Source organism: Pseudomonas sp. URIL14HWK12:I12 (assembly GCF_003097135.1).
In the GTDB taxonomy this organism is placed as follows: Bacteria; Pseudomonadota; Gammaproteobacteria; order Pseudomonadales; family Pseudomonadaceae; genus Aquipseudomonas.
Window position 1 is genome coordinate 164,780 of sequence record NZ_QEQL01000001.1, and the last position, 24,407, is coordinate 189,186.

A 24,407-nucleotide genomic window follows, 5' to 3' on the forward strand; every position below is an offset into this window, starting at 1 on the left:
GCCAATGACCTTATCCAAGCGCCTGTCGCGCGTCGCCGAGCTGATCCCGGCCGGCGCGCGGCTGGCCGATATCGGCTCCGACCACGCCTACTTGCCAGCGGTGCTGGCTAGCCGGCGCGCCATCGAGCACGCCATTGCAGTGGAGGTGGCTAGCACCCCTTTCGCTGCAGCACAGCGCACGGTGCGCAAGCAGGGCGTGGAACAGTGGGTGAGCGTGCGCCAGGGCGATGGGTTGGCAGGCGTGCACGCAAGCGACCGGCTCACGGCCATCAGCCTGTGCGGCATGGGTGGGGAAACCATCCGCGACATTCTCCAGGCTGGCAAGGCACGGCTCAACGGCGGCGAGCGGCTGGTGATGCAGCCCAATGGGGGTGAGCAGCCGCTGCGCCGGTGGCTGATGGAGCACGGGTACCGCATCGTTGCCGAGCAGGTGTTGCGCGAACACCGCTTCGACTACGAAATCATCGTCGCCGAACCCGACGGGCCGGTAGCCTACAGCGAGCGCGAGCTGTACTTCGGGCCCCTGCTGTTGAAAGAGCGTGGCGATGCGTTCATTAATAAGTGGCAACGCATGCTCGGGCAGCGGCAGCAAACGCTGGCCAACTTCGGCCGCGCTCGGCAGGCGGTGCCGGCGGCCAAGCTGGAGCAGGTGCACCTGCACATTCACTGGATCAGCGAGCTGCTGGGCTAGCGTCGGGCACCTGCCAGAACACCAGCGCTGGCAGCGCGGTGATGATCGCCACGCCCAGCCACACCATGGCGAACCCCCCTTGCAGGCCGCTGCCCGCCGCGGCCGCAGCGAGCAACAAGCCAGCGACCGTCACGCCGATGCTCATGGTCAGTTGCTGCGTCATTGACATCAGGCTGTTGCCGCTGCTGGCGAGCTCGTCTGGCAGCTCCTTGAGGGTGAGGTTGTTCATGGTGGAAAACCGCACGCCATTGACCATGCCGATGACCAGCAGCACCGCCGGGATCGCCCAGGGCATGGCCAGGCGAGCGGCCAATGGCAGTAGCAATACCAACGCGGCAAGCGCCAGCGTGGCGCCGACCAGCACGCAGCGGTAACCGAAGCGGTTGACCACCCGCACCACCAAGCGTTTGACGCCCATGTTGCCCAATACCAGGGGCACCATCATCAACCCGGCATGCGCTGGCGCGAAGCCGAGCCCCAGTTGCAGGTACATCGGCACCAGAAACGGCAGCATGGCGCTGCCGATGCGGCCGTAGAAGCCGCCAAGCAACCCCATCGAGAACACCCGGCTGTCGAACAGCTTCAGGCTGAACAGGGCGTGAGCGTTCCCGCGGGCATGGGCCAGGTAGAGCAAGGCGGTAGCCAGGCCTGCCGCCAGCAGTGCCAGCAGCGCCACTGGTGTATGGTGGCCTTCCAGCGCCAGGGTGAGAGCGGCCATGGCCACGCCCAGCAGGGCATAACCGACGAAGTCGAAGCGCTTGGGCGGCAGGGTCAGGTTCGGTAGCCAGCGCCAGGTGGCAACGGCACCCACCACGCCCACCGGCAGGTTGATCAGGAAAATCCAGTGCCAGCTGGCGTACTGCACCAGCACACCGCCCAGCGCTGGCCCCAGCAGCGGCCCGATCTGCCCGGGCAACGTCACGAAGGCCATGGCGGCGAGGTACTGGTCCCGCGGCACTAGCTTGAGCACTGTCAGGCGGCCGACCGGCACCATCATCGCACCGCCGATGCCTTGCACCACCCGCGCCGCCTCCAGCTGTTGCAGCGAACCGGCGCAGGCGCAACAGAGCGAGCCGAAGCTGAACAGCACAATTGCAGCAAGAAACACGTTGCGCCCACCGAAGCGGTCGGCCAGCCACCCACTGACCGGCAGCGTGACTGCCACGGTCAGCACATAGGCGACGATCACCCCGTGCATCCGCAGCGGGCTTTCCCCAAGGCTTGCGGCCATCGAGGGCAGGGCGGTGTTGACGATGGTCGTGTCCAGCGTCTGCATGAAAAAACCGAAGGCCACGATCCACAGCTGCCAGCGCAGGCGGGGGTCGGTGTGGCCCAATGCGCCGTTCAACGCCCCGCGCGGAGAAAGTCCGCCCACTTGCGCACCAGGTAGTTATGTTCGTCCATCACCGCGTTCCATACACCAATGTGGCCCATGCGCTGTTCGTAGGCGCCGCCCTCGCGCACCTCTCCGGCTTCGATCAGCGGCTGGCCATCGCTGCCCATCAGCTGTTCACGGGCGGGCAGCCCGGCGTACCAGTAGTCCCATTCGGCGGAACTGAGGTGATCGCGCGCCCGCGGCGGGTTGGAAATATAGAACCCCTGGCGCGCCATGACGGCGCCCGGCCAACCGGCCAGCCACCAGTTCAGGTAGGCATAGGCGGCGTCTTTAACCGGCCCCTGCACGCAGCGCGACAACGACAGCCCACCGAACCAGGCCCGGTAGCCCTCCCGGGGGATGGCCAGCCGATACTGGATGCCGGCGCGGTGCAGTTGCATGAGTGTGGGCGACCACAGGCTCTGGATATGGACGGCCGGCCCGAGCATCAACTCACCGGCTTCTCGATCATCGCCCCAGAAAGCCGCGAAATGGCGGTGGCGCTGGCGCTGAATGAGAAAGCTCGCCAAGGTGTCGATTTCTTCCAGCCGCAAGTTGCCGATGTTGGCGAACTGCGCCAGGCCACTGGCCTGGACCGCCAGCGCGGCATCCAGTGCGCCAATCGCCGCATCGCTCTGCAACGCCACGTGCCCGCACCAGCGCTCGTCGAGCAACCAGGCCCAGCTCTCAGGCTGCCCGGCCAGAGCCTTGGGCAGGTGCTCCGGGCGGTAGGCAAAGCTGTCGGCGTTGTGGGTCAATGGCAGCATGCTGATCGACCCGGTAGGCGTGCTGCCCAGGCTACCGTCGTGCTGCACGTAGAGCCGGTCGCACGGCAGGCCGCCGTTGGCCAGGGTGTCGCCAGGGTGCAGGCGGCCGCGCTTGGGCAAGTCGTTGATCTCGTCCCAGAGCGCAACCCGGCGTGTATCGATGGGCTGGATCGCACCGGCCGGCCAGACGAAATCGACGTTGTGAAACCACTGGTCGTAGAGGTCGTAGGTGTGCGGTTGCATCACCGCGATGCGCTGCGCGGTTTGAGCGTCGTGGATCTGATAGACCAGCTCGATGCCCAGCTCCTGTTCGGCGCGAAGGCGGATCGATTCGAGCAAGGTGACGGAGGTGCCCAGTACACGCAGGGTGACCTTGGCCGTCATGCCGCCTGCCCCAGCCTGCCAAGAAAGGCCGCGAAGGACCGGCGCAGTGCCTGGGTGTCGAGGCCGCGCACGATGAACACCAAGCGCGAGCGTGGCTCACCGCCGGGCCAGGCCGGCAGGTGCACCGGAGCATGCAGGCTGTGCTGCACGCCATGAATCACGATGGGTTGGCTGGAGTCGATCACGTCAAGCAGGCCCTTGACCCTGAGAATACGTTCGCCGTGGCATCTTAGCAGCATCGACAGCCACACCCCAAAGGCCACCCAGTCCAGCGGCCGGTCGAACTCCAGGCAGCATACCTCGGCACCACCGTGGGGGCCCGAAGCCACAGGCGTGAACAATTGCCAGCGGGCGACTTCCTGTTCGGGGCCTTGGCCGCGCAGGCCTTCACCCAGCAGCAGTTGATCCCCCTGCTGCACATCACTGGCAAGGGCCTGCGAAGCGCCCGGGTTGAGTGCTGCCAAGCGCTGCACCAAGGCGTCGACGGCGCGAGGCTCGACGCGGTCGGCCTTGCTGATCAGCAGGCGGTCGGCGGCAGTGACCTGCACCAACCATTCCGGGTGCAGGCGCCGTTGCAGCTCAGCCTGCTCCGCGTCTACGACCGCGACCGTCAACCCTAGGTGAAAGCGCCCGCGCAGGTGCGCGTCGCGCAGCAGGGTGGCAATGATCGGAGCAGGGTTGGCAAGGCCCGTGGTTTCCAGTATTACCCGCTTGAACGCCGGCACCTCGCCACGGGCGCGGCGGCCATGCAGGTCGAGCAGGGCCTGCTTCAAGTCGCCCTGCACCGAACAACACACGCAGCCGCCGGGTAGCAGCACGGTGCCGGGGGCCACTTCTTCCACGAGCAAATGGTCGATGCCCACCTCGCCGAACTCGTTGATCAGCAGCGCCGTATCACCCAAGGCCTCACCGGCCAGCAGCCGCTTCAGCAGCGTGGTCTTGCCGCTGCCCAGAAACCCGGTGACTACGCTTACCGGCAAGCTCATCGCGCAGCCTCCAAGGCATCAAGGATGTTCCCGGCAAGTGGGTCCAGCGGCTTGCCGATCACCGCCTCGGCCTGCTGCCACAGCTCATCCAGCCCGGTGGCCAGCGCCTGGCGGCCGGTCGGGCCCTGAATCAGGTACGAGGCGCCTTGCACATCCGACACTTTCAGGCGAAACGGCGCCAGCACCTGGTTGATCGCCGCCAGCCTGCGCAGGCGCTCGCGCCGCCGTGGCAGGCTATCGCCCAGGGGGTCGCTCCAATGGCCATCCTCGCCGATCAAGCCACACAGCCCGCACATCGTTCACCTCCTGCTCATGGCATGACATCGCCGGAATTGGGCCCCAAGGTCTGCCCCACGAAGAGGTTGCCCCCCGGCTCACTGGCCAGCAGTACCGCCACCGGTGCGACCTCTTCGGCGCGGCCGAAGCGCCCCAGCGGCAGCTCCTTGGCCTTGGCGGTTTTCCAGGCCTGGCTGATGCCATCGACCAGGGCCGTCTCGATCGGCCCCGGGGCGATGGCGTTGACCAGCACGTTCTGCCCGCTGACCTCCAGGGCCAGCGATTTGGTGAACCCGATCACCCCCGCCTTGGCCGCTGCGTAATGGCATAACTCGGCGCCACCTTTGATGCCCAGCTGCGATGCGACGTTGATGATGCGGCCCCAGCGCTGCGCGAGCATGTATGGCAAGGCCCGCTGGCTGGCGATGAAGACGCTGGTGAGGTCGACCCGCAGCATGTCGTCCCACATGGCCTGAGTGAGCTCCACACAGGGCGCCTGGGTCAGCATGCCTGCGTTGTTGACCAGTATGTCGATACCGCCGTAGGCGGCTACGCAAGCGTCTACCCCGGCCTGGGCGCCTTCGCGGGTGCCGACGTCGGCAACCGATTCGGCCACCGCCACGCCCACCGCTCGGCAGCGCGTGGCCACCTCGGCCAGGCGCGCCGCATCGCGGTCGCACAAAACCAGCTGAGCGCCCGCCTGGGCGTAGGCCTGGGCGATAGCGGCGCCGATGCCGCTGGCCGCGCCGGTGATCACCGCGCGGCGTCGTTGCAGTGCTGCCATGTTCAGCTCCTACTCTGGCCAGCGGATGGTCAGGCCGCCGTCGATGATCAGGCTTTGCCCGGTGATGTAGCTGGCCTGCTCGCTGGTGAGAAAGCGCACCAGGTCAGCGACCTCGCGCGCCTTGCCCACCCGCCCCAGTGGGATGGCGCGTGCGGCCTGTGCCAGGCCCTCGGGCCCCAGGGAGTTCTTGGCATCCAGCGATTGCGGGGTTTCGATCAGCCCTGGGATCACCGCATTGCAGCGGATACCGCGGCTTGCCAGCTCCACCGCAAGCGACCGGCACAACCCTGGCACGCCTGCCTTGGCTGCGGCGTAGTGGGCATGATCCTGCCAGCCGTACACGCCCCCGGCGATCGAGGAAATGGCCACCAAGGCTCCCCCGGCCGGCAGGTACCGCGCGGCGGCGCGAAAGGTGCGCATCACACCGGTGAGGTCGACGTCGAGCATTTCGTTCCAGCGCTCGTCGGTCATCTCCAGCAGGGGCGCGCGGCGCAGCAGGCCGGCATTGGCTACGGCATAGTCGAGGCGGCCGAAGTGCGCGATGGCCGCTGACGCCAGTGCGTCGAGCGAAGCGCTGTCGGTCACGTCTGAAGCCTGCATCAGGCATTGGCCGCCGGCCTGCTCAACCAAGGCTTCGGTGTGGCCTGGGTCATGCGGGTCTCCGCTGAAATAGCCGCCGATCACGCGCACGCCCTGTTCGGCGTAGGCCACGGCCAGGGCCTGGCCGATACCGCTGGCGGCGCCGGTGATCAGGGCGACGGGGTTCGATGAAGTCATGTGAAAGTCTCCGTCATTTGATGCTGGTGGGCTCGACATGGCGTGCCGCCCACATCACCAGCCCGGATAGAAAGCACGGCAGGGCCCCGAACCACAGCGCCGCACCATGCCAGTCGCCGCCGCCCGAAAGCACGCCGGTGATACCCAGGCCGGCCAGGATCGCGCCCACCGGGCCCATGGCATGCACGATGGCGCCGCCGGTCGCGCGGATGCTGGTGGGGAAGCTTTCGCCCATGAAGAACAACATCGCCGAATAGGGCCCTGTGAGGAAAAACAGCCCCAGGCTGTACAGTGCCACCACGGTTGCCAACTGGCTGGGCGCCTGGATCATGGCGAAGAACGCCAGCCCACCGAGCATCCAGCCCAGCGCCACGGTGTTGCGCCGGCCGATGCGGTCGCCCAGCCAGCCGTGAAACAGGTAGCCGATGAAGCCCACCAGGTTCGACAGCACCAGAATCCACAGGGAGTTTTCGAATGACAACCCGTGCACGCTGACGATCACCGAAGTACCCAACACGCTGAACACCTGGATCGCCGACCAGTTCAGCAGGATGGCCAGGCTCAGCACCACGGTCGGGCGTAGCGCTGCACCGCGAAAGGCTGCAGCAACCCCGGCCTTGGCGTGCTCGTCGTAATCCACCCCGTGCGCCAGCGCCAGGCTGCGCGCCTGCTCGGCCTGGCCGGCCTTGCGCAGGCGTGCGATGCGCTGGTGCACCTGAAACTGCGGGCTTTCTTTGAGCTTGCGTGCCAGCACTGCAATTACAAACGCCGGCACAGCGGCGAAGATGAAACAACCCTGCCAGCCGATGTGAGGCAGTAGCAGGGCAGTCAGGCCGGCCGCGATCAGCGCGCCTACCGGCCAGCCACTTTGCACCAGGCTGTAGATGAAGCCGCGGCGCTTGACCAGCTTGGGGTCATCGGATGCGGCATAGATCTCGGTGAGGTAGGTGGCGTTGACACCTTCTTCGGCATAGCCCAGCCCGGCCACCGAGCGCACACCGATCAGCGCACCCTTGCCCATGCCGGCACACACCGCCGTCAGCGCCGAGCACAGGGCCGCACCGCCGATGGTGAACATGATGCCGCCGCGGCGGCCGATGCGGTCTACCAATGGGCCGATGGCAAAAGCCACCACCGCGCCGCCCACCGCTACCCAGGTGGCGATCTCGGCCTGCTCGGCCTGGCTCCATTGATAGTGCCCACCCATCACCGGCAACAGCGTGCCGAACAGGATGAAGTCGTAGACAGCGAAAACCCAGGCGAAGAACGCGATCCAGGTGGCATAGACAACATCCCTGGGCGCCAGCGGCACGGGCTCGAAGGCGTCCAGTGCCGGCGTTGCGATGTGAGTGGTCATGGTCAGGCTCCGGGTGGGGTCAGCGTTGGCGGGGGTTGCGCGCGAGGAAGTCGTCGGCGATTTCATCCATGGTGGTGAAACGCACGCCTTCATGGTCCTTGATGTATTCGATCAGGCGTTCGAGCATCAGCAGCACCTGGGGCCGGCCAGACACGTCCGGGTGAATGGTGATGGGGAACACGGCATAGTCCATTTCGCGGTACACCCAGTCGAACTGGTCGCGCCACATTTGCTCGATGTCCCGAGGGTTGACGAAACCGTGGCTGTTGGGCGCCTTCTTGATGAACATCATCGGCGGCAGGTCGTCCAGGTACCAGTTGGCCGGGATCTCAACCAAGTCAGTTTCCTGCCCCCGCACCAGTGGCTTCATCCAGGCATCGGGGTGGGCGCTGTAGTCGATCTTGGTCCAGCTGTCCTTGACCCGAACGTAGTAAGGGCTGAAGTCGTTGTGCATCAGGCTGTGGTCATACTTGATGCCCTTTTTCAGCAACAGCTCGTTGGTGACGTTGCTGAATTCCCACCAAGGCGCCACGTAACCGGTGGGCCGCTTGCCGGCCAGCTCGGTGATCAGCGCGATAGACTTGTCGAGCACGATTTCTTCCTGCTCAGGTGTCATGGCGATGGGGTTTTCATGGCTGTAGCCGTGAATACCGATTTCGTGGCCGGCGGCGGCCACGGCTTTCATCTGCTCAGGAAAGGTCTCCACCGAATGCCCGGGGATGAACCATGTGGTGCGCAGGCCATAGCGCTCGAACAGTTTCAGCAGTCGCGGGGCGCCGACCTCGCCAGCGAACAAGCCGCGGGAAATGTCATCAGGGGAATCCTCGCCGCCGTACGAGCCCAGCCAACCGGCCACTGCGTCGACGTCGACGCCGATGGAGACGAATATTTCTTTAGCCATGGGTAAGTGCTCCTGTGCCCGGAGGGTCAGCGCGCGCCGTGCGAGGCCGGGCCCCCGCGCGGCGCAGGCATGAATTCAGTGGTTGCGAACCAGAGGCTCGATCGCCAGCGCGGCGCGCAGCAGGTCGGTGTCCTGGCCACTGGGGGCGGCCAGCAGCAAGCTGGTGTGCAGGCCTTGGTTGTCCTTTCCGCTGGGCATCGCCACGCCGGGCATGTCCAGCAGGCTGCCGGGCATGGTCAGGCGCAGCGTGGCAAGGTTGGTACGCGCGAACAGTTCGTCGTCTTCGAGCAACGGCCCCAGCGGTGGGGCCACGTGGCCTACGGTGGGTGTTACCAGCAGCGCGCCGTTGAGCTCATCGCGCAGTTGTTCGCGCAAATCTTCGGCAGCTTGGCTGAGCATCAATTGGGTACTGGCCGGCACATGGCGAGCAGCCTCCAGGCGCTTGCGCACGCGAGGGTCGAGGCGTTCGGCCTCGGGGCCGTCGAGCAAGTGCTGATGCAGCGTGAAGGCTTCGGCGCTGCCCAGCCAGCCGTGCTTTTCGATCAAGGCCAGGCACGCCTGCAGTGCTGCCACCGGCCGTTGTTCGACCAGCACGCCCGCTGTACGCAGCCGCTCCAGTGCTGCCATCAGGTTGTTCCGCACGGCAGGCTCAACGCGGGGGTCGCGCAGTACGGCGGTATCGACCCTCAGGCGCAGCCCGGGGAGGGGTAACGGTGGCGAGGTTTGAGCGCCACTGAGCAGTTGGTCGAGCGCCAGTACATCGCGCACGCTGTGGGCCAGCGGGCCGAGGGCATCGAGCGAGCGCGCCAGCGGGAAGACACCTTGCATGGCATAGCGTTGGCGGCTCGCGCGGTAGCCGATCAGGCCGTTGAAGGCTGCCGGTATGCGAATGGAGCCCGCCGTGTCGGTGCCCATCGCCAGCGGCACGATGCCCGTGGCCACCGCGATGGCCGAGCCGCTCGAAGAGCCACCCGGCGCCCGCGTGGGCTGATCGCCGCAGGGCAGGGAAGGGGTGCCGAAATGCGGGTTCAAGCCCAGGCCTGAGTAGGCCAGCTCGCTGAGGTTGGTTTTGCCCAGGTTCACCAGCCCTGCGCGGGTCAGCGTGTTGACCAGCGCCGCGTCGCGCAGCGCCGGCTCGCCCTGGCGCCGCACCTGAGCGCCCGCCGTGGTGCGGGTACCCCGCATGTCGAAGAGGTCCTTCCACGCAATGGGCACACCGTCCAGAACAGACAGCGGCTGCCCAGCGATGAGGCGCTCATGGGCGGCACGGGCTTCCCGGCGTGCGCGCTCCACCGTGGTCTCGATAAACACTTCCGGCGCGGCGAACGCGCGCAGGAGTGCTGCCTCAAGTGTACCCACCGGATCCGCCTGGCCTTGTGCGAACGCTTGGGCCAAGGCCAGCGCATCGAACACCATGATCACCTCATTAAACGTATATATAAATAATATGTACGTTTAATCGAGCAGAGTTCGTGCCAGCTTATTCAAAATGCATCGGTTTTTTTGAGCGAATAGCTCTGGTGAGCCTGGTTCAGCCGTTGAACGCCAAAATGACTCGCCCTCTATAAAAAATGGATATTGAGGTAAATGATCCATTAATGGGCATTCCGGTAACACGTGCACCACTGCACGGCGCTCTTGCTGTTACCGTGGTGCCAGTGCCAGCGAGGCTGCGTTAGCTGTGAGACAATTGCCGGCCTCTGCGCCATGGACACTGCACATGCCCGCCGCCTCTGTTCCGGAAGACCGCTCCGCTTCACGCTACGAAATGATCCGCAACACGCTGCGCGATGCCATTGTGGCGGGCCATGCGGCGCCAGGCCTGGTGCTGGTTGAAGCCCCCCTGGCAGCGTTGTTCGGCACCAGCCGGGTGCCGGTGCGGCAAGCGTTGCAGCTGCTGCACGAGGAGGGGCTGATCCGGCGTTTCGAAGGCCGTGGCTATGTAATCGATGCGGCTGGCGAGCAAAGCCCACCCCAACGTTTGCCGCTGACTCGCCAGCTCCTAGGGCTTGAGCCGCGCCAGGAACTGATCGACACCCGGGCATTGGGCGAGCGCGTTCACGACGAGCTGGCCAGCTGCGTGGCAGCATTCATGGTATTTGGCCATTACCGGTTGGATGAGCAACGCGCCGCCGAGGCGCTGAACGTCAGCCGCAACGTGGTGCGCGAGGCGCTGATGCGGCTGCGTGACCGCGGCCTGGTCGAGAAAGAGCCCTATGCACAGTGGCTGGCGGGGCCCTTGACTGCCCAGGCAGTGACCGAAGATTACGAACTTCGAGCGTTGCTCGAACCCGACGCTCTGCGCCAAGGCGCTGGCTTGCTGGGCCGGGAGGTGCTCCAGGCAATGCTCGAACGGGTGATTACGGCGCAGCAGGCCGGCAGCGCAGTGGCCCGGGCAGCGATCGAGCAAGTGGAGCTAGACCTGCATGTGACTTGCCTGGCCGGCTTGCGCAACGGGCGCATGGCCGCGGTCATCCGCCAGAGCCAGATCCCCATGAGCATCGGCCGCGTGTTGCACCAGGCACTGGGCAGCAGTAACGACGAGGCCATGCTGGTGGAACATCGGTTGGTATTGGAATCGCTGCTGTACGGCACCGCCGATTCGGCGGCATTGAGCTTGCGTGAACACCTGCTGCGTGCCCGTGAGCGAACCTTGCAGCGATTGAAGGTGATGTCGGTGCTACCCGAGCCCACGCTACCCTCATACCTGGAGCGGCTGGCCTAGGCTGCCTGCGCGTGCGCCGGGTAGCGGGCGCCCCTAGACCACCTGGTCTTTTTCCGGAATCTGCCGAGCGCCCCCCTGGGCACCGGGCTGGGCGGCATGCAGCGTAACGGGCACCGATTTAGCCGCTGGTACCTTGCTGCCTTCTGCGTAGTGCCACAAAGGCACCAGTGGGTTGCATTCGGGGTAGTAGGCCGCCGCGCAGCCCACCGGAATGTCGTAGGCGATGATCTGCAGGGGGCCCACTTCGCGCCGAACCTCAGGCTCAACCGCTGTTCGCAGGGTTAGCCACTGGCCCGGGCGAAACCCCAGCCGCTCGATATCATTGCGGTTGAGAAACACCACGCTGCGCGTGCCGCTCACGCCCCTGAACCGGTCTTCGTAGCCATACACGGTCGTGTTGAACTGGTCGTTGCTGCGTAGGGTCATCAGCTGCAGCACATCGTGCTGCCCCGCCACCGCAGCGTGTTCGTCTTGGTTTTCATCGAGTGAAGGCGGTGTCACGAACTGCGCTTTGCCCGAAGGGGTAGCCCAGTCACGCTGCACTGCGGGCAGAGGGCGGTGAAAACCACCGGGTTGCCACATGCGCTGCTCGAAGTCGTGAAAGATCGCAGGGTACACCTGGGCGATGGCTTGGCGGATGCGCGAGTAGTCATCGCGCCAGCCTGCCCAGTCGATGCCGCTGGCCTGCCCGAGGGTGGCCTCGGCCAGGCCGGCGACAATCGCCACTTCGGCCAGCAATGACTCGCTACCAGGCTCGCGAGTACCACGCCAGCCACGTACGACCCCCGTGCTGTCTTCGGTGGTATAGGCCTGCTCGACGCCCTGCTGGCGATCGATCTCGATTCGACCCAGGCACGGCAGCAGCCAGGTATGTTCGGCCGGTACCAGATGGCTGCGATTGAGCTTGGTAGCCACTTGCACGTTCAACGCAAGGCCCGCCCAGGCGGGCTCCATCCGGCCGGTGTCGGGGATTGCCCGGAGAAAGTTACCGCCCAGGCCGATAAAGCCCTTGACCGAGCCGTCGACGATGCCTTCACAGGCCTCGACCGTCGCCCGGCCCTTGTGCGGCGGCACTTGGATGCCGAACAGCGCCTGCAGCTTGTCGGCGGGCACTTTGGCAGGGTCTTCGGTGATACCGACGGTGCGCTGGCCCTGCACGTTGGAGTGGCCGCGTACCGGGCAGATGCCCGCGCCGGGCTTGCCTATGTTTCCGCGCAGCAACAAGAGGTTCACCAGCATCTGCACGTTGTGCACGCCCTGGCGATGCTGGGTGATGCCCATGCCATACACCAGCATGGCGCGTTCGGCCCTGGCGTAAACGAAGGCAGCGGCTTCCATTGCCGAGCGTGACAACCCGCTGCGTTGCTCCAGGGCGGTCCAGGTGTAGCCGTCCACAGCGCTGAGCAGCGGCTCTAACCCTTCGGTGTGCTGCTCGACAAAGGCGCGGTCGATCACGCCTTCGCGCCCTTCGGCACGGGCTTGTTGATCCATTGCAACCATGGCCTTGATCATGCCGGCGACAGCGGCCAGGTCTCCGCCGATTTTCACTTGATGGTATTGCGTGCTGATGGCTGTGGAGTCTGGGCCCAGCATTTCCTTGGGGGACTGCGGGTTGACGAAGCGCTCAAGGCCCCGTTCGCGCAAGGGGTTAAAGCTGATGATGGGAATGCCGCGCTTGCGCGCCTCCTGAAGCGGATGGAGCATGCGCGGGCTATTGCTGCCCACGTTCTGGCCAAAGAACAGTATGCAGTCGGTGTGTTCGAAATCCGCCAGGGTCACGGTGCCGACCGGTACGCCGATACTGTGCTGCAAACCTACCGATGTGCTCTCGTGGCACATGTTCGAGCTGTCGGGCAGGTTGTTGGTGCCGTAGGCGCGGGCGAACAGCTGATACATGAAGGAGGTTTCCAGCGAGGCACGCCCCGAGGCATAGAACACTACGCTATCGGGTTCCAACCTTTTGAGTTGCTGGCCAATGCCTTCGAATGCCGTTTCCCAACTCACCTGCTGGTAGCGGTCAGTGGCGGCATCGTAACGCATGGGGTGGGTCAGCCGCCCGTGCTGTTCGAGCTGGTAGTCGCTCCAATCCCGCAGCTCGGTGAGGGTATGGGTGTCGAAAAAATCCGGCCCGGTGCGCCGGGAGGTCAGCTCCCAGGCGGTGGCTTTTGCGCCGTTTTCACAAAACTCCAGTGCGTGAGGGTGTTCAGGCTTGGCCCACGCGCAGCTGACACAGGCAAAGCCCTTGGGTTTGTTCTGCTTGAGCAACGCCGCCGAAGCTGCACCCATCGCTTGCTCTCGCCAGAGGATATTGAGCACCGAATGCGCCGACCCCCAGCCGCCCGACGCGTGTGTGTAGGGGCGAAAGCGCGCGGTGGAATGGATCAATTGCATGGCGGTGATTCTCCGAAACGGCGCGGCAGGGGAGGATATGCCGGCGCCTTGGGGAAGGGCGCCGGCGGATGTCGTCAGGGGGTGTTGCGCAGCTTTTGCTCCACCTCATCGATTTTGCGGTTCAAGGCCTTGGCGTCCTCGTCCTTTACGGCATTACCAGCAGGGGTGATCACCTTGTCGAAGTCCTTTGCAGGGCCGTCAGGCTTTTGCGCGGCCTTCTCGACCACATCCACCGGCTTGCCCTGAGTATCCGTGGGCGGGGCGTTATGGGCTTGGTTAGGTTCGTTGCTGCGGGTCATGTCGCTATCTCCTTGGCTTGTCATTAGGTATGACGCCGGGCGTGCGTGGGGAGTTCTGTTTGCCTTCAGCCGCGCCCCCTCTGCTGAGGGCGCACTCACTGCTTGGTCGGGATGATGGAGATTGACCCATTGCGCTCGATGATCGCGTAGCGGATATCGCTCATTTGCACGATGCCCTGGTTCAAACGCGCCGCCGCCAACACGTCCTCATCGGTAACGCGGGCTTCCTGCATGCGTTTGCGCAAGGGTTCGCCGTTCTCCACGATGATGGTCGGGCCGCCGTCGAGCAGCCGGGCCAAGCCCTTGTAGCGCTGTTTGAGCCGGGAAAAAGTGATGTCGATCGTAATCAAGGTAGCGATGATGATCGCCGCGTTAGTGACGGAAAAGTCGTCACCCAGCAAGGCCTGCTGGGTAGCTTCCCCTACGATCAACAGCAAGATGAAGTCGAATGTGGTGAGTTCGGCCAACGAGCGGCGCCCGGCTATCTTGAACAGGATCATGAGCACCAGGTACATCGCGCAGGCGCGCAGCACAGCGTCCATACAGCAGGCTCCTAGGGGTAGATGAATTTGGCCGCAGTGATCGCCTGCGCGCCCTTGAGCGCAACGGCGCCCTGATAGAGGCCGACCCCATCGCACCGCAGCGTCAGGTACACGACGGCCAGGCCATTGGCATCGGCCCGCATCGGAATCAACAGGTCGTGGTTTTCGCTGCGCAGCGGTGAAGGCTGAGGATTCAGCGCCTCGATCGACATTCCTTCCAGCCAGCGGCCGCTCAGTGAGATTGCGAGCATCTCATCAGGATGGCCGTGGGCTTCGATCACCAGGTTGTCTTGAGCGCCGTTACGGCTAAAACGCTGGTAGTGCACTACCAGGCGCCCGTCGGCAGTGCGCGCTTCGACGTCGCTCAATGGGCCTGTGGAAAATAGCCCGGCCAAGGCAAGCGCCACCACGACCCACAAACCAATAAAACCTGCGCGCTCGAAACGCCAGCGTTTGCGTTGAAGCGCGATGTCTTCTTCGACCGGCCCCTGCCGATTGCGTAGCTCGTCTTCTGCCATGTTCAGTCCATGTGCCCGGCGCGGCCCCTAGCAGGCCTCGGGTATGAAGCTCCGACACAGCCGTTTCGCTTAGATTCCGTTCGACAATGCCGCTGCGTAGGTACTTTCGTCGGTCAGAAGGAATTTTCCTGGATCAGCAGCGCTCATCCATACCTGCGCCCGTCGCCGTAGGAGCTAGCGATAGCCGGGCTGGCCGGCGAGGGCCGCGTAAGCGGTACATAGGGTTCAAGGAGGGTGCGTGAAAAACGACGATATCGAGGCGCTGATCGAAACAGACCTGGCCGGCGCCAATCATGCCCTGGCCAATGGCTGGAGATTGATGGCGGTAACCCATACCAGCAGTCCGCAAGTGCCTGGGCAAACGCAGACGGTGTATGTGATGGGTAAGCCGATGGGGCAGGCGGCGCCTGCGCTAGCGACGGGTTTGGGCCTGGACCGGATGGCGCTGGAAGCGGTAGTGGATTACCTTCACGAGCACGAGCTCAAGCTTTCGACAGCGGAGTCCTGCACGGCGGGGCAAATGGTAGCGCTCCTGGCCTCCGTATCGGGGGCCGGCACCTGCGTCGAAAGCGGTTATGTAGTGTATTCGCCTGATGCAAAAAAACGTCTGCTGGGTGTGAGCGAGCAGACCGTCCAGCGGTTCGGCCTGACCAGCGTAGAACTGGCGCGGGAAATGGCCGTAGGCGCCTTGCAGCAAGGGCCAGCAGACATTGCGGTGGCCACCACCGGCGTGGCTGGGCCCGAGCCCATGGCGGGTGTTGAGCCGGGCACCGTGTGCATTGCGTGGGCATTCAGCGTGGGGGATGACATTCGGGTATTCAGCGAGACCGTACGGTTTTCCGGCAACCGGGCCGTGGTGATCAATACCGCTTCATTCTATGGGCTGGTGCAGATCCCTCGGCTGCACGAGGGGCTGTAATAGAACGCGGCGCGGGGGCGCCGCGTTTATCTGCGCCCCGTCGACGCTTAAGGCGAGACCGGGTCGCTGGCAGGGAAGGTTTCCTCTACCGCGTGGTCCAGCGTTGCGCCACTTTGCTCGCGGGCGGCGGCACTGGAGCACTGGCAGCCCGGCATCTGGCACTTCTCACCCTGGCGGTGGCCATCGGCACACGCCGGGCAGCAATAGGCCAAGCCATCATTGACATGGCGTGGCGGGTCGGGCAATTCGCAGGTGCAGGCATCGCACGCGCACAGTCTTGACGTCATGGTAAAACCCTCCTCATCAAGGTAGGTCAGCCTTTGCTATGGCTGGGTGAGGTGGGCGCCTTAGCTACCCCGCGCGGGCCGGTGATGCCCCAGATAACCAGGCCCAGTACGGGCGCTATCAGGATCAACACCGTCCACCCAGCTTTGCTGCCGTTGTCTTTCGGGCTGCGCCACACGCTGTTTATGGCCCACACGTCGAGCAGTAAAACAATCACCAGTAGCGCGGTGTAGAACGAAAAGATTTCCATTGGATTCACCTTCAGATCTAGAAGCGAGGGCCGGAGCGGGCGCCACTCTGAGAATGGGCTGCTGCGGGGCGTGATGCGGGAACTGTATCGAACAACTCACGTACCTCCTGCACTAGGCCAGCCAAAGCGCGCATGGAGACTAAGGCGTCGTGGGGTACCCATTCCTTGAAGACCACACGTCGCGAATCCTCATGGCTGGTCACCTTCAAGTGGACATGTTGAGCGTCCACATCCTGAATTTCACAGGTGTCGGGCAAGAAAGCTCGCTCGACGATGTGCCTAAGTTCCAGGTCGGAAAGACCGGTGGGAAACATGATTTAAACCTCGCAAGCTCATTGTCAGGGGTGCAGCGGCCTATCGGTGCGGTTCGTATCGATCAATGCTGCAGTTCCCCGGCGTACTATTCGTGATTTGTACCGTTAAACGTGTTTGGCGGCTATATCGCCTGCCTCGCTGGTCGCGGGAGATTGATGGCGTGAGTGGGCGGTGCAGATTGGATCGCCCAGTTCATCCCTCATCAACGCGATGCCTCGCGCCCCATGGGTTTTAAAACTTTCTCAAAGATCAAAACCGAGGAACGCTTCATGATCGAGAGCCAGGTCGAGGTAATAATTCCAGCGACTGGACGGACGGCTGAAAACTTTACAAAGTATTCATAGTTGTAAAGGTTTTACTATTGCATGAGCTGCAATGCCGATTTGAAGTGTGGGCGGGATATTAATTAACCCGCGCCACAGGCCAGGCCCGTAGTGATACAGAGCCATTGAGTGATGACATCATTCACTTTGCTAGTTGCCTAATGTCGGCCGCGCCAAATACACGTGCTCTTGGCCATTCGTCGGGCTGAAGGGCAATCGGAGAACACTTTTGCCCCCGGTCCCCTCTCGATATACATGTTGGTAGCCCTTATCGCTCTCGTCAGTATCAGGCGGTATTGGCTTAGTAAGGCAGGCAGTGTGCTTAGGGCTTTATGCTCTCGAACTCATTGACAGTTACAGCATTGGCAGCGCTATCGGCTTTCAATCCTCGGCACGCTTGCCCTTATAAATACTCAGCTAACTAGATTTTGGGTCGTCGCAAGCCGTCGCTGGGGACTCTCGCCCTAGAAAGAACGACTCGAAATATCTGCATTGCTTAGCTTGCAACTTGCCCAGTCACTTGAGCGCTGCAATCGCCTGACCGCGCTTTAGCGCACACCGTGAAACGCCTAATGGAGAACTCATAATGTTCATGCATAACAAACGACTGCAATACACCGTTCGCGTCGCTGAGCCCAACCCCGGCCTGGCCAATCTGATGCTGGAGCAGTTCGGCGGCCCGCAGGGCGAACTGGCCGCGGCCATGCGTTACTTCACCCAGGCCGTGACCGAAGTCGACCCGGGCCGCAAAGACATGCTGTTCGACATCGCCACTGAAGAGCTCAGCCATTTGGAGGTCATCGGGTCAATCATCGTCATGCTGAACAAAGGCGCCCGAGGTGATTTGGCCGAGGGCACTCAGCAGGAAGGGGAGCTCTATCGCTCTCTGACGGGGGCGGGCAATGATTCGCATATCACCAGCCTGCTTTATGGCGGGGGTGCAGCGTTGATCAACTCAGCGGGCGTACCCTGGAACGCCGCCTACATCGACACCATCGGCGAACCCACCGCGGACCTGCGCTCCAATATCGCTGCAGAAGCGCGCGCCAAAATCGTCTACGAACGTCTGATCAACGTCACCGACGACCCTGGTATCCGGGACGCCCTGACCTTCCTGATGACCCGCGAAATTGCCCACCAGCTGTCTTTCGAAAAAGCGCTGCATTCCATTCAGCCCAATTTCCCACAGGGCAAATTGCCGGGTGACCCGAAATATACCCAGGTGTATTTCAACCTGTCGCAGGGTGAGCCGGACCTGCGTGGTCCGTGGAACCAAGGCGAGGGCTGGGAGTATGTCGAGAATCCGCAGCCAGCCGTGGATGGCGGCGACGGCATGCCGAGTGTAACGCTGCCTGCCGAGCAGGAAGCGGCGGTTGAGGCTATGAAGCTGCGAACGATGAGCTCGCCGGATGCTCAGCCGCTGACCGGTGCTGAGTTGGGCAGCGCCAAAGGCGGGAAAATCTGATGCATCCCTGGCCGCGCTCTGCGCGGCCAGCTCTTGGAAGCCTCGACCCACCTAACACCTGCTTTGATAGCAGTATCACAATCGAATCGCCGCCTTGAAGGGCGTTGGCTGGGCATCCCGGCCAGCCCAAGGCTGATCGCGCCTCGGCACAGCGGTACCCAGCCGGTGAGCAACTGAACTGTCGGGCGCATCGAGGGCTCCATCGTTGATCGACACGGAGGATCCTCATCGTGAAAGCGCCGCCCTTGAGTGACTACAACCGCAAGCGCGATTTCACCGCGACCCCGGAGCCATCAGGGCAGGGCGGCCCGGCCCCAAGGCTTGGCAGCGCGCGGCAATCCGTGATCCAGAAGCACGACGCTTCGCACCTGCATTATGACTTTCGCCTCGAACTGGACGGTACGCTCAAAAGCTGGGCGGTGCCCAAGGGGCCGTGCCTGGACCCCTCAGTCAAGCGGCTCGCGGTGCAGGTTGAAGACCACCCTGTGGATTACGCCAGTTTCGAAGGCAGCATTCCGGAAGGCCATTACGGTGCGGGGGAAGTGATCGTCTGGGATCGGGGCGTCTGGGAGCCTCAGGGTGACCCTGCCCAGGCCTATGCCAAAGGGCGGTTGAAGTTCACCCTCCAGGGTGAAAAGCTGACCGGGCAGTGGAACCTGGTGCGCACCGCCAGTAAGGGCAAGCAGCAGCAGTGGTTTCTGATCAAGCACCGTGACGAGGCCGCACGTGACTATCCCGCCTACGACGTGCTCGAGGCAGAGCCGGCCAGTGTGCTCAGCGATAGGGCAATAGGTGACGTCGGTGAAAAGCCCACCAAGGCCAAAGCCAAAAGCAAGTCCGAAACCAAAGCCAAGCCCAAAGCGGCGATGCCGCGCCAGTTGAAGCCTCAGTTGGCGACACTTGTAGAGGCTGCGCCCTCAGGGGATTGGCGTTATGAACTCAAGTTCGATGGCTATCGAATGCTAGCGCGGGTCGAGGATGGCGAAGTGAGGCTGTTCACCCGCAACGGCCATGACTGGACCGCAAAGCTCAGTGCTCAAGCTCAGGCGCTGGCGACCTTGGGTGCGAAGCAAGCCTGGCTCGACGGCGAAATGGTTGTGCTCGATGACGAGGGTATACCGAGCTTCCAGCGCTTGCAGAACGCCTTCGACAGCGACCAAACTGGCGCCATTGTGTATTACGTGTTCGATATGCCCTGGCTCAATGGCCAGGACCTGCGCGAGGCGGCCCTTGAGCAACGAAGAGAAGCGTTGGCGGCGCTGCTAAAGGGGCATGAAAGTGATGTGCTGCGGTATTCAGAGGACTTTGACGAAGATGGCAGCGCACTGTTGCATAGCGCCTGCGAGCTGCATATGGAAGGGCTGATCGGTAAGCGTGCCAACAGCCCCTACACCTCTGGCCGAAGCGACAGTTGGATCAAGCTCAAATGCCAGCAGCGCCAGGAGTTCGTGGTGCTGGGTTACACCGCGCCCAAGGGGTCGCGCAAAGGCTTCGGGGCCTTGCTGCTGGGCCTGCACGAGCAGCAAGGAGGCCCGCTGCGCTATGCGGGCAAGGTGGGCACGGGCTTCAGCGCCGCCACCTTGAAGTCGATACACGCGCGGCTCAAACCGCTGCACCGTGAAGGCCCGCCGCTGGTTGACCTCCCCGGGGGAATGGCTGCGCATGGGGTGCAATGGCTTGAGCCGCAGTTGCTGGCTGAAGTGGCCTATGCACAAATGACCGGCGATGGCTTGGTGCGTCATGCCGTATTCCAAGGGCTGCGCGATGACAAGCCGGCCACCGACATTACCCAGGAGCAACCCAAGCGGCCACCCAAACCCCGCCCGAGCCGGGCCGCCGGGGCGGTGCGCATCACCCACCCCGATAGAGTCATAGACCCAGCCAGCGGCGCCACCAAGCAGCAACTGGCCGACTATTACGAGCAAGTAACCGAATGGTTGCTGCCGCAGTTGCGAGAACGGCCCGTTGCCTTGGTCAGAGCGCCGGAGGGCATCGAGGGTGAGCTGTTCTTCCAGAAAAATGCAGGGCGGCTACGCATTCCAGGGCTTGAAGGGTTGGACAAAGCGTTCTCCGGCCAGCCGGTCATGCTGGTACAAACGCCTCGCGCGCTGCTCGGCGCCGTTCAGATGAACACGGTGGAGTTGCACACCTGGAACGCCGTGAGCACTTCACCGGATCACCCCGATCGGTTCATCCTCGACCTGGACCCAGACCCTGCGCTGCCTTGGCGGGCCATGATCGAGGCCACCCAGCTCACGCTGGCGGTGCTTGACGAGCTTGGGCTCAAGGCCTTCATCAAGACCAGCGGCGGCAAGGGTATGCACATCGTGGTGCCGCTCAAGCCGAAGGCCGGCTGGGATGAGGTCAAGGCCTTCAGCAAGGCCATTGCCGAACACCTGGCCGAACAGATCCCCGAGCGCTTTAGCGCAGTGGCCGGGCCCAAGAACCGGGTCGGCAGGATCTTCATCGACTATTTACGCAACAACCACGGCGCCACCACCGTGGCTGCCTACTCCGCCCGGGCTCGGCCGAACCTGCCCGTGTCGGTGCCGGTGTCGCGCCATGAGCTGGGTGAGCTCAAGGCGGCCAATGCCTGGCATATCGGCAATCTGCCCAACCGCCTTGCGCAATTGAAGCAAGACCCCTGGCAGGGCTTCGAGCAAGCGCGCCAGACCATCACCGCGGCGATCAAGCGCCGCCTTGGCAAGGAGCACCGTAATGCCTAGATCCCTCTGGAACGGCGCCATCAGTTTCGGCCTGGTGCATATCCCCGTATCGCTTGTGTCTGCCACTCATACCGGCGGGGTGGACTTTGACTGGCTGGACAAGCGCAGCATGGACCCAGTCGGCTACAAACGCGTCAACAAGAAAACCGGAAAAGAGGTGGGCAAGGAGGATATCGTCAAAGGGGTGGAGTATGAGAAAGGGCGTTATGTGGTGGTCAGTGAAGCGGAGATACGCGCAGCGCACCCGGAAGCCACCCAAACCATCGACCTGTTCGCGTTTATCGACCGTGAGCAGATCCCACTGCAGAACATCGATACGCCTTATTATTTAACGCCGCAGAAACGCGGGGAAAAGGTCTACGCGTTGTTACGTGAAACCCTGACCAGCACTGGCAAGGTTGGGCTGGCCAACGTAATCATCCGTACCCGCCAACACCTGGCGGCACTGATGGTGGTCGAAGACGCCCTGGTGCTGGTTTTGCTGCGCTGGCCGGCCCAAGTACACCCCCTCGACGACTTGGAAATTCCGGAGAGCGCTCGCAAGGCTAAGCTCAGCAAAGCCGAAAAAGACATGGCCCGGCAGTTGGTCGAGGGTATGAGCAGCCAATGGCAGCCCGAGCAATACCAGGACACTTTCGAAGAACAGATCATGGCGTTGGTGGAGACCAAGGCCAGCAAGGGCAAACTTGAAGAGGTAGAGGCGCCTGAGGAGCCCAAGCGCCGTTCGGCCGATGTGGTAGACCTGACCGAACTGCTCAAGCGCAGCCTCGGTGGCGGGAAGCCTGCAAAGACCAAGACAAAGGCCAAGCAGCCTGCCACGCGAAAATCACCCAAGGCATCTTGATGGCGTTGCGGCCAGGCATGTGCCGGAACTCTCTCGGTCGCTGAGTGCGAAGCTACTCATCGACCAAGGGCACCGGTGCATCCTCGAGCCACTCCGACCCCGGGTCTTCATTACCCGGGTCATTGAGCGGCGGCAGCTCGTCTTCCTGGTATTCAGGCTCATGAACAGGCTTGGATGGGTGCATGGTTTAAACCTCCGCGGTCAGTACAGGTATGACCTCGCACTCGGTGCAACGGCGCTACTGGGCGACCAGCGGCTCGCGCCACTGGATGACATTGCCTTCCGGGTCGTAGCCATCACAGGCCCTGAAATAAGGGCCCTGCCATTCATCCTGCAGGGCATCCAGGCCCCCGCCGAGCGATGGCGCGAGGGTACGGACCCTGGCCAGGGAGGTCGTCGGAAACACCAGCTTGACCGGCACGTCGTCCCGCCGTAGCGGTGGCGAAGCGATTACCAGGTTGGCACTGATCACCTCCGGCAGGCCATGGAGCACCAGTTGAAAGCTCTCAGACTCCAGCACGGTGAGATTGGCCTGGCGCATGACCAGTCGCAGGTCGGCCAGCTGTTCGTAGAATTGGGCCAGGCGGTCCAGGTCTTTGCCGAACAGTACGGCACCGGCTTTTAGAGGGGCGGGCATGAGTAGAGGGCTCCGGGAATAGTGAGTTGACGCTAGAGCGCAGGGATGGGCTTGTCCAGCGCTCTGGCCGGCCGTATTGTTGTTACTTCCCCTTACAATTACTGCCCAGAGGCGTTTCTGATGATCTCCAACGCGCTGGCTGGCGCTCTGCAGCGCCGGCGTGTCCATTATGGTTGGGCTGTGGTGTTGGCCACGTTTCTGGTCATGCTCACCGCTGCCGCCGCGATGGGGGCCCCGGGCGTCTTGATCCAGCCGCTGCAGGCCGAATTTGGCTGGAGCACTGAGCAGATCTCCGTCGCCTTGGCCGTGCGCTTGGTGCTGTTTGGCCTGCTGGGCCCGTTCGCTGCTGCGCTGATCAATCATTTCGGTTTGCGCCCGGTGGTGGTGGCGGCGATGAGCCTGATCGGCCTGGGGTTTCTTGGTTCGCTGTTCATGACACAGTTATGGCAACTGCTGTTGCTGTGGGGCGTAGTGGTAGGCGTAGGCACGGGTATGGTGGCCATGGTGCTGGGCGCTACCGTAGCCACGCGCTGGTTCGTGCACCGTCGTGGGCTGGTCATGGGGCTATTGGCTGCCAGCTCGGCGACTGGCCAACTGCTGTTTTTGCCGTTGATGGCCGAGCTCAGCAGCCGCTTTGGCTGGCGCGCTGCAGCGGTGTTCGTGTGCGCCGTGCTGATGCTGGCAGCCCTGGTGGCGCTGCTGCTGATGCGCGACCGGCCGGCTGACTTGGGCCTGCCCCTGTATGGCGAAACCGAGCTGGCGCCGGGGGCGCCAGCGCAAGGCTTGCGTGGTCACCTGCTGTCGCCGCTGGGCGCGCTGCGCGAGGCCTCCGGTACGTTGACGTTCTGGGTGCTCGCAGGCACGTTCTTCGTCTGCGGCCTGAGCACCAATGGTTTGGTGCAAACCCATTTCGTATCGCTGTGCGGCGACTTCGGGCTGGCGGCTGTGAGCGCGGCCAGCCTGCTGGCACTGATGGGTTTGTTCGACTTCGTCGGCACGCTGGGCTCAGGCTGGCTTTCGGACCGTTACGACAACCGGTGGTTGCTGTTCTGGTACTACGGCCTGCGCGGGTTGTCGCTGATGTGCCTGCCATTAACCGGTTTCAGCCTGTATGGCCTGTCGTTGTTCGCAGTGTTCTATGGGCTGGACTGGATCGCCACCGTGCCGCCGACGGTCAAGCTGGTCGCTGACCGTTTCGGCCGCGAGAAGGCGGGCCTTGTATTTGGCTGGATTTTCGCCGCCCATCAACTGGGCGCCGCTACGGCTGCATACGGCGCTGGGTGGTCGCGCACGGTACTGGCCAGTTACCTGCCTGCTTTCGTCTTCGCCGGGGTCATGTGCGTAGTCGCTGCGGCAAGCGTGGTGGTTTTGCTAGAGCGCAAGCGAGGGCCTGCACTGGCTGCAGCTTAGTCAGCGAGCCTTCTCGCAGCTGGGCACCCCGCCTACCGGCGTGCAGCGGATCGGCGTGAGCCGGGGTACAGGGTGGGGCGTGCGCGGTGGCGCGGGGCCGTCCAGGTAATTCACTTTGTAGGTGATTCGGGTGCGATAGCTGCTTTGCAGCACGCGCAGGGCGCGCTGGTTTATGTTGTGGGGCTTGGCGTCTTCTTCGTTAACGCTCACCCAATGGCCCGGCACCGTTTTGCGGTCACGCAGCGCATCGCCCTCTGCGGCTGGGCAGGGCACCGAAGCAAAGCTCAGGCGCCCTGCGCGGTCAATGCACTTGAAAGCATCGGCCTGGGCAAGCAGCGGCAGGTAGAGTAGGGCGAACACACTGGCGCGAAGCATGGCGGGAAGTCCGTAGGCATTTGGCCAGTATGCTGACAGGCTCGCCAGAGGGTATCAACCAGCCCGATGCAACATTGGCCCGCCG

Annotated in this window: 26 protein-coding genes; 7 read left to right on the plus strand and 19 right to left on the minus strand. The window is 63.5% G+C overall.

Going from position 1 to position 24,407, the window contains the following annotated elements:
- Positions 1 to 4 precede the first annotated feature (4 nt).
- Complete coding sequence (locus F474_RS00715) at positions 5 to 691, plus strand: tRNA (adenine(22)-N(1))-methyltransferase TrmK (RefSeq protein WP_097086462.1); 687 nt, start codon at positions 5 to 7, stop codon at positions 689 to 691.
- Here F474_RS00715 and mdtD read toward each other — a convergent pair.
- The 9 genes from mdtD to F474_RS00760 all read right to left on the minus strand — a co-directional run bounded on the left by mdtD (position 672) and on the right by F474_RS00760 (position 9,714).
- Positions 672 to 2,066: a multidrug transporter subunit MdtD gene (gene mdtD, locus F474_RS00720; protein ID WP_256577794.1), complete on the minus strand. Its 1,395-nt coding sequence runs from the start codon at positions 2,064 to 2,066 to the stop codon at positions 672 to 674. The two genes, F474_RS00715 and mdtD, sit on opposite strands and share 20 nt — an antisense overlap.
- Positions 2,036 to 3,217: a PotD/PotF family extracellular solute-binding protein gene (locus F474_RS00725; protein ID WP_097086464.1), complete on the minus strand. Its 1,182-nt coding sequence runs from the start codon at positions 3,215 to 3,217 to the stop codon at positions 2,036 to 2,038. Before F474_RS00725 ends, mdtD begins: the two co-directional genes overlap by 31 nt.
- Positions 3,214 to 4,203 carry a GTP-binding protein gene (locus F474_RS00730; RefSeq protein WP_097086466.1) on the minus strand — a complete coding sequence of 330 codons (990 nt, stop codon included), beginning with the start codon at positions 4,201 to 4,203 and terminating at the stop codon, positions 3,214 to 3,216. Before F474_RS00730 ends, F474_RS00725 begins: the two co-directional genes overlap by 4 nt.
- On the minus strand, positions 4,200 to 4,499 hold the full coding sequence (locus F474_RS00735) for a hypothetical protein (RefSeq protein WP_097086468.1): 300 nt from the start codon (positions 4,497 to 4,499) through the stop codon (positions 4,200 to 4,202). Before F474_RS00735 ends, F474_RS00730 begins: the two co-directional genes overlap by 4 nt.
- Before the next feature lie 14 nt (positions 4,500 to 4,513).
- Positions 4,514 to 5,263, minus strand: coding sequence for an SDR family NAD(P)-dependent oxidoreductase (locus F474_RS00740; protein WP_097086470.1), 750 nt, complete (start codon positions 5,261 to 5,263; stop codon positions 4,514 to 4,516).
- A gap of 9 nt (positions 5,264 to 5,272) precedes the next feature.
- Positions 5,273 to 6,040 (minus strand): SDR family NAD(P)-dependent oxidoreductase, encoded by a 768-nt coding sequence (locus tag F474_RS00745; RefSeq protein WP_097086472.1) that lies wholly within the window; start codon positions 6,038 to 6,040, stop codon positions 5,273 to 5,275.
- 13 nt (positions 6,041 to 6,053) lie between these two features.
- On the minus strand, positions 6,054 to 7,397 hold the full coding sequence (locus F474_RS00750) for an MFS transporter (RefSeq protein ID WP_097086474.1): 1,344 nt from the start codon (positions 7,395 to 7,397) through the stop codon (positions 6,054 to 6,056).
- Between the two features lie 19 nt (positions 7,398 to 7,416).
- A complete protein-coding gene (locus F474_RS00755; protein ID WP_097086476.1) occupies positions 7,417 to 8,298 on the minus strand; it encodes a polysaccharide deacetylase in 882 nt (293 codons plus the stop codon).
- Between the two features lie 75 nt (positions 8,299 to 8,373).
- Positions 8,374 to 9,714 (minus strand): amidase, encoded by a 1,341-nt coding sequence (locus tag F474_RS00760; protein ID WP_097086478.1) that lies wholly within the window; start codon positions 9,712 to 9,714, stop codon positions 8,374 to 8,376.
- A gap of 304 nt (positions 9,715 to 10,018) precedes the next feature.
- Between F474_RS00760 and F474_RS00765 the strand changes: the two genes are divergently transcribed.
- Positions 10,019 to 11,023 carry a GntR family transcriptional regulator gene (locus tag F474_RS00765; RefSeq protein WP_097086479.1) on the plus strand — a complete coding sequence of 335 codons (1,005 nt, stop codon included), beginning with the start codon at positions 10,019 to 10,021 and terminating at the stop codon, positions 11,021 to 11,023.
- Positions 11,024 to 11,056: 33 nt separating this feature from the next.
- Here F474_RS00765 and F474_RS00770 read toward each other — a convergent pair whose 3' ends face one another.
- From F474_RS00770 to F474_RS00785, 4 genes are all read right to left on the minus strand, one after another.
- A complete protein-coding gene (locus F474_RS00770; RefSeq protein WP_097086481.1) occupies positions 11,057 to 13,414 on the minus strand; it encodes an FdhF/YdeP family oxidoreductase in 2,358 nt (785 codons plus the stop codon).
- A 74-nt stretch (positions 13,415 to 13,488) separates the two neighbouring features.
- Positions 13,489 to 13,713 (minus strand): hypothetical protein, encoded by a 225-nt coding sequence (locus F474_RS00775; RefSeq protein ID WP_097086483.1) that lies wholly within the window; start codon positions 13,711 to 13,713, stop codon positions 13,489 to 13,491.
- A 95-nt stretch (positions 13,714 to 13,808) separates the two neighbouring features.
- Positions 13,809 to 14,255 (minus strand): DUF421 domain-containing protein, encoded by a 447-nt coding sequence (locus F474_RS00780; RefSeq protein ID WP_097086486.1) that lies wholly within the window; start codon positions 14,253 to 14,255, stop codon positions 13,809 to 13,811.
- Between the two features lie 11 nt (positions 14,256 to 14,266).
- The gene (locus F474_RS00785) at positions 14,267 to 14,773 is read right to left on the minus strand and encodes a hypothetical protein (protein WP_165830246.1); all 507 of its coding nucleotides are present in this window, start codon (positions 14,771 to 14,773) and stop codon (positions 14,267 to 14,269) included.
- A 238-nt stretch (positions 14,774 to 15,011) separates the two neighbouring features.
- Here F474_RS00785 and F474_RS00790 point away from each other — a divergent pair, with 238 nt between their 5' ends.
- Positions 15,012 to 15,692: a CinA family protein gene (locus F474_RS00790; protein ID WP_371916163.1), complete on the plus strand. Its 681-nt coding sequence runs from the start codon at positions 15,012 to 15,014 to the stop codon at positions 15,690 to 15,692.
- Positions 15,693 to 15,739: 47 nt separating this feature from the next.
- On the opposite strand, the gene F474_RS00795 is transcribed toward F474_RS00790, so the two are convergent.
- The 3 genes from F474_RS00795 to F474_RS23105 are packed head-to-tail and all read right to left on the minus strand — an operon-like array spanning position 15,740 to position 16,541.
- Entirely contained in the window at positions 15,740 to 15,979 is a 240-nt protein-coding gene (locus tag F474_RS00795; protein WP_097086488.1) for a metallothionein, read from the minus strand.
- A gap of 26 nt (positions 15,980 to 16,005) precedes the next feature.
- Positions 16,006 to 16,227, minus strand: a complete 222-nt coding sequence (locus tag F474_RS00800) for a PLD nuclease N-terminal domain-containing protein (protein WP_097086490.1) — start codon at positions 16,225 to 16,227, stop codon at positions 16,006 to 16,008.
- A 17-nt stretch (positions 16,228 to 16,244) separates the two neighbouring features.
- Positions 16,245 to 16,541: a DUF1652 domain-containing protein gene (locus F474_RS23105; RefSeq protein ID WP_097086492.1), complete on the minus strand. Its 297-nt coding sequence runs from the start codon at positions 16,539 to 16,541 to the stop codon at positions 16,245 to 16,247.
- Between the two features lie 910 nt (positions 16,542 to 17,451).
- Here F474_RS23105 and F474_RS00810 point away from each other — a divergent pair.
- From F474_RS00810 to F474_RS00820, 3 genes are all read left to right on the plus strand, one after another.
- Positions 17,452 to 18,330 (plus strand): manganese catalase family protein, encoded by an 879-nt coding sequence (locus tag F474_RS00810; protein WP_097086494.1) that lies wholly within the window; start codon positions 17,452 to 17,454, stop codon positions 18,328 to 18,330.
- 227 nt (positions 18,331 to 18,557) lie between these two features.
- Positions 18,558 to 21,056, plus strand: coding sequence for a DNA ligase D (gene ligD / locus F474_RS00815; protein WP_371916166.1), 2,499 nt, complete (start codon positions 18,558 to 18,560; stop codon positions 21,054 to 21,056).
- Positions 21,049 to 21,900, plus strand: coding sequence for a Ku protein (locus tag F474_RS00820; protein WP_097086498.1), 852 nt, complete (start codon positions 21,049 to 21,051; stop codon positions 21,898 to 21,900). Before ligD ends, F474_RS00820 begins: the two co-directional genes overlap by 8 nt.
- Before the next feature lie 52 nt (positions 21,901 to 21,952).
- On the opposite strand, the gene F474_RS22850 is transcribed toward F474_RS00820, so the two are convergent.
- Entirely contained in the window at positions 21,953 to 22,084 is a 132-nt protein-coding gene (locus tag F474_RS22850; protein ID WP_256577795.1) for a hypothetical protein, read from the minus strand.
- A gap of 54 nt (positions 22,085 to 22,138) precedes the next feature.
- A complete protein-coding gene (locus F474_RS00825; protein ID WP_097086499.1) occupies positions 22,139 to 22,537 on the minus strand; it encodes a hypothetical protein in 399 nt (132 codons plus the stop codon).
- A 120-nt stretch (positions 22,538 to 22,657) separates the two neighbouring features.
- Here F474_RS00825 and F474_RS00830 point away from each other — a divergent pair, with 120 nt between their 5' ends.
- On the plus strand, positions 22,658 to 23,947 hold the full coding sequence (locus F474_RS00830) for an MFS transporter (protein WP_097086894.1): 1,290 nt from the start codon (positions 22,658 to 22,660) through the stop codon (positions 23,945 to 23,947).
- Here F474_RS00830 and F474_RS00835 read toward each other — a convergent pair whose 3' ends face one another.
- Entirely contained in the window at positions 23,948 to 24,322 is a 375-nt protein-coding gene (locus F474_RS00835; protein WP_097086501.1) for a DUF4124 domain-containing protein, read from the minus strand.
- Between the last annotated feature and the right edge of the window lie 85 nt (positions 24,323 to 24,407).

Excerpts from the sequence above, each read along its gene's own strand:
- F474_RS00835 (WP_097086501.1), bottom strand. The coding sequence starts at position 24,322 with ATGCTTCGCGCCAGTGTGTTCGCCCTACTCTACCTGCCGCTGCTTGCC.
- F474_RS00765 (WP_097086479.1), top strand. The coding sequence starts at position 10,019 with ATGCCCGCCGCCTCTGTTCCGGAAGACCGCTCCGCTTCACGCTACGAA.
- F474_RS00820 (WP_097086498.1), top strand. The coding sequence starts at position 21,049 with ATGCCTAGATCCCTCTGGAACGGCGCCATCAGTTTCGGCCTGGTGCAT.
- F474_RS00760 (WP_097086478.1), bottom strand. The coding sequence starts at position 9,714 with ATGGTGTTCGATGCGCTGGCCTTGGCCCAAGCGTTCGCACAAGGCCAG.
- F474_RS00825 (WP_097086499.1), bottom strand. The coding sequence starts at position 22,537 with ATGCCCGCCCCTCTAAAAGCCGGTGCCGTACTGTTCGGCAAAGACCTG.
- F474_RS00740 (WP_097086470.1), bottom strand. The coding sequence starts at position 5,263 with ATGGCAGCACTGCAACGACGCCGCGCGGTGATCACCGGCGCGGCCAGC.
- F474_RS00795 (WP_097086488.1), bottom strand. The coding sequence starts at position 15,979 with ATGACGTCAAGACTGTGCGCGTGCGATGCCTGCACCTGCGAATTGCCC.
- F474_RS00810 (WP_097086494.1), top strand. The coding sequence starts at position 17,452 with ATGTTCATGCATAACAAACGACTGCAATACACCGTTCGCGTCGCTGAG.
- F474_RS00750 (WP_097086474.1), bottom strand. The coding sequence starts at position 7,397 with ATGACCACTCACATCGCAACGCCGGCACTGGACGCCTTCGAGCCCGTG.
- F474_RS00745 (WP_097086472.1), bottom strand. The coding sequence starts at position 6,040 with ATGACTTCATCGAACCCCGTCGCCCTGATCACCGGCGCCGCCAGCGGT.
- F474_RS00715 (WP_097086462.1), top strand. The coding sequence starts at position 5 with ATGACCTTATCCAAGCGCCTGTCGCGCGTCGCCGAGCTGATCCCGGCC.
- F474_RS00735 (WP_097086468.1), bottom strand. The coding sequence starts at position 4,499 with ATGTGCGGGCTGTGTGGCTTGATCGGCGAGGATGGCCATTGGAGCGAC.
- F474_RS22850 (WP_256577795.1), bottom strand. The coding sequence starts at position 22,084 with ATGCACCCATCCAAGCCTGTTCATGAGCCTGAATACCAGGAAGACGAG.
- F474_RS00785 (WP_165830246.1), bottom strand. The coding sequence starts at position 14,773 with ATGGCAGAAGACGAGCTACGCAATCGGCAGGGGCCGGTCGAAGAAGAC.
- F474_RS00775 (WP_097086483.1), bottom strand. The coding sequence starts at position 13,713 with ATGACCCGCAGCAACGAACCTAACCAAGCCCATAACGCCCCGCCCACG.
- F474_RS00730 (WP_097086466.1), bottom strand. The coding sequence starts at position 4,203 with ATGAGCTTGCCGGTAAGCGTAGTCACCGGGTTTCTGGGCAGCGGCAAG.
- F474_RS23105 (WP_097086492.1), bottom strand. The coding sequence starts at position 16,541 with ATGTTTCCCACCGGTCTTTCCGACCTGGAACTTAGGCACATCGTCGAG.
- F474_RS00830 (WP_097086894.1), top strand. The coding sequence starts at position 22,658 with ATGATCTCCAACGCGCTGGCTGGCGCTCTGCAGCGCCGGCGTGTCCAT.
- F474_RS00780 (WP_097086486.1), bottom strand. The coding sequence starts at position 14,255 with ATGGACGCTGTGCTGCGCGCCTGCGCGATGTACCTGGTGCTCATGATC.
- F474_RS00770 (WP_097086481.1), bottom strand. The coding sequence starts at position 13,414 with ATGCAATTGATCCATTCCACCGCGCGCTTTCGCCCCTACACACACGCG.
- F474_RS00800 (WP_097086490.1), bottom strand. The coding sequence starts at position 16,227 with ATGGAAATCTTTTCGTTCTACACCGCGCTACTGGTGATTGTTTTACTG.
- F474_RS00725 (WP_097086464.1), bottom strand. The coding sequence starts at position 3,217 with ATGACGGCCAAGGTCACCCTGCGTGTACTGGGCACCTCCGTCACCTTG.
- F474_RS00755 (WP_097086476.1), bottom strand. The coding sequence starts at position 8,298 with ATGGCTAAAGAAATATTCGTCTCCATCGGCGTCGACGTCGACGCAGTG.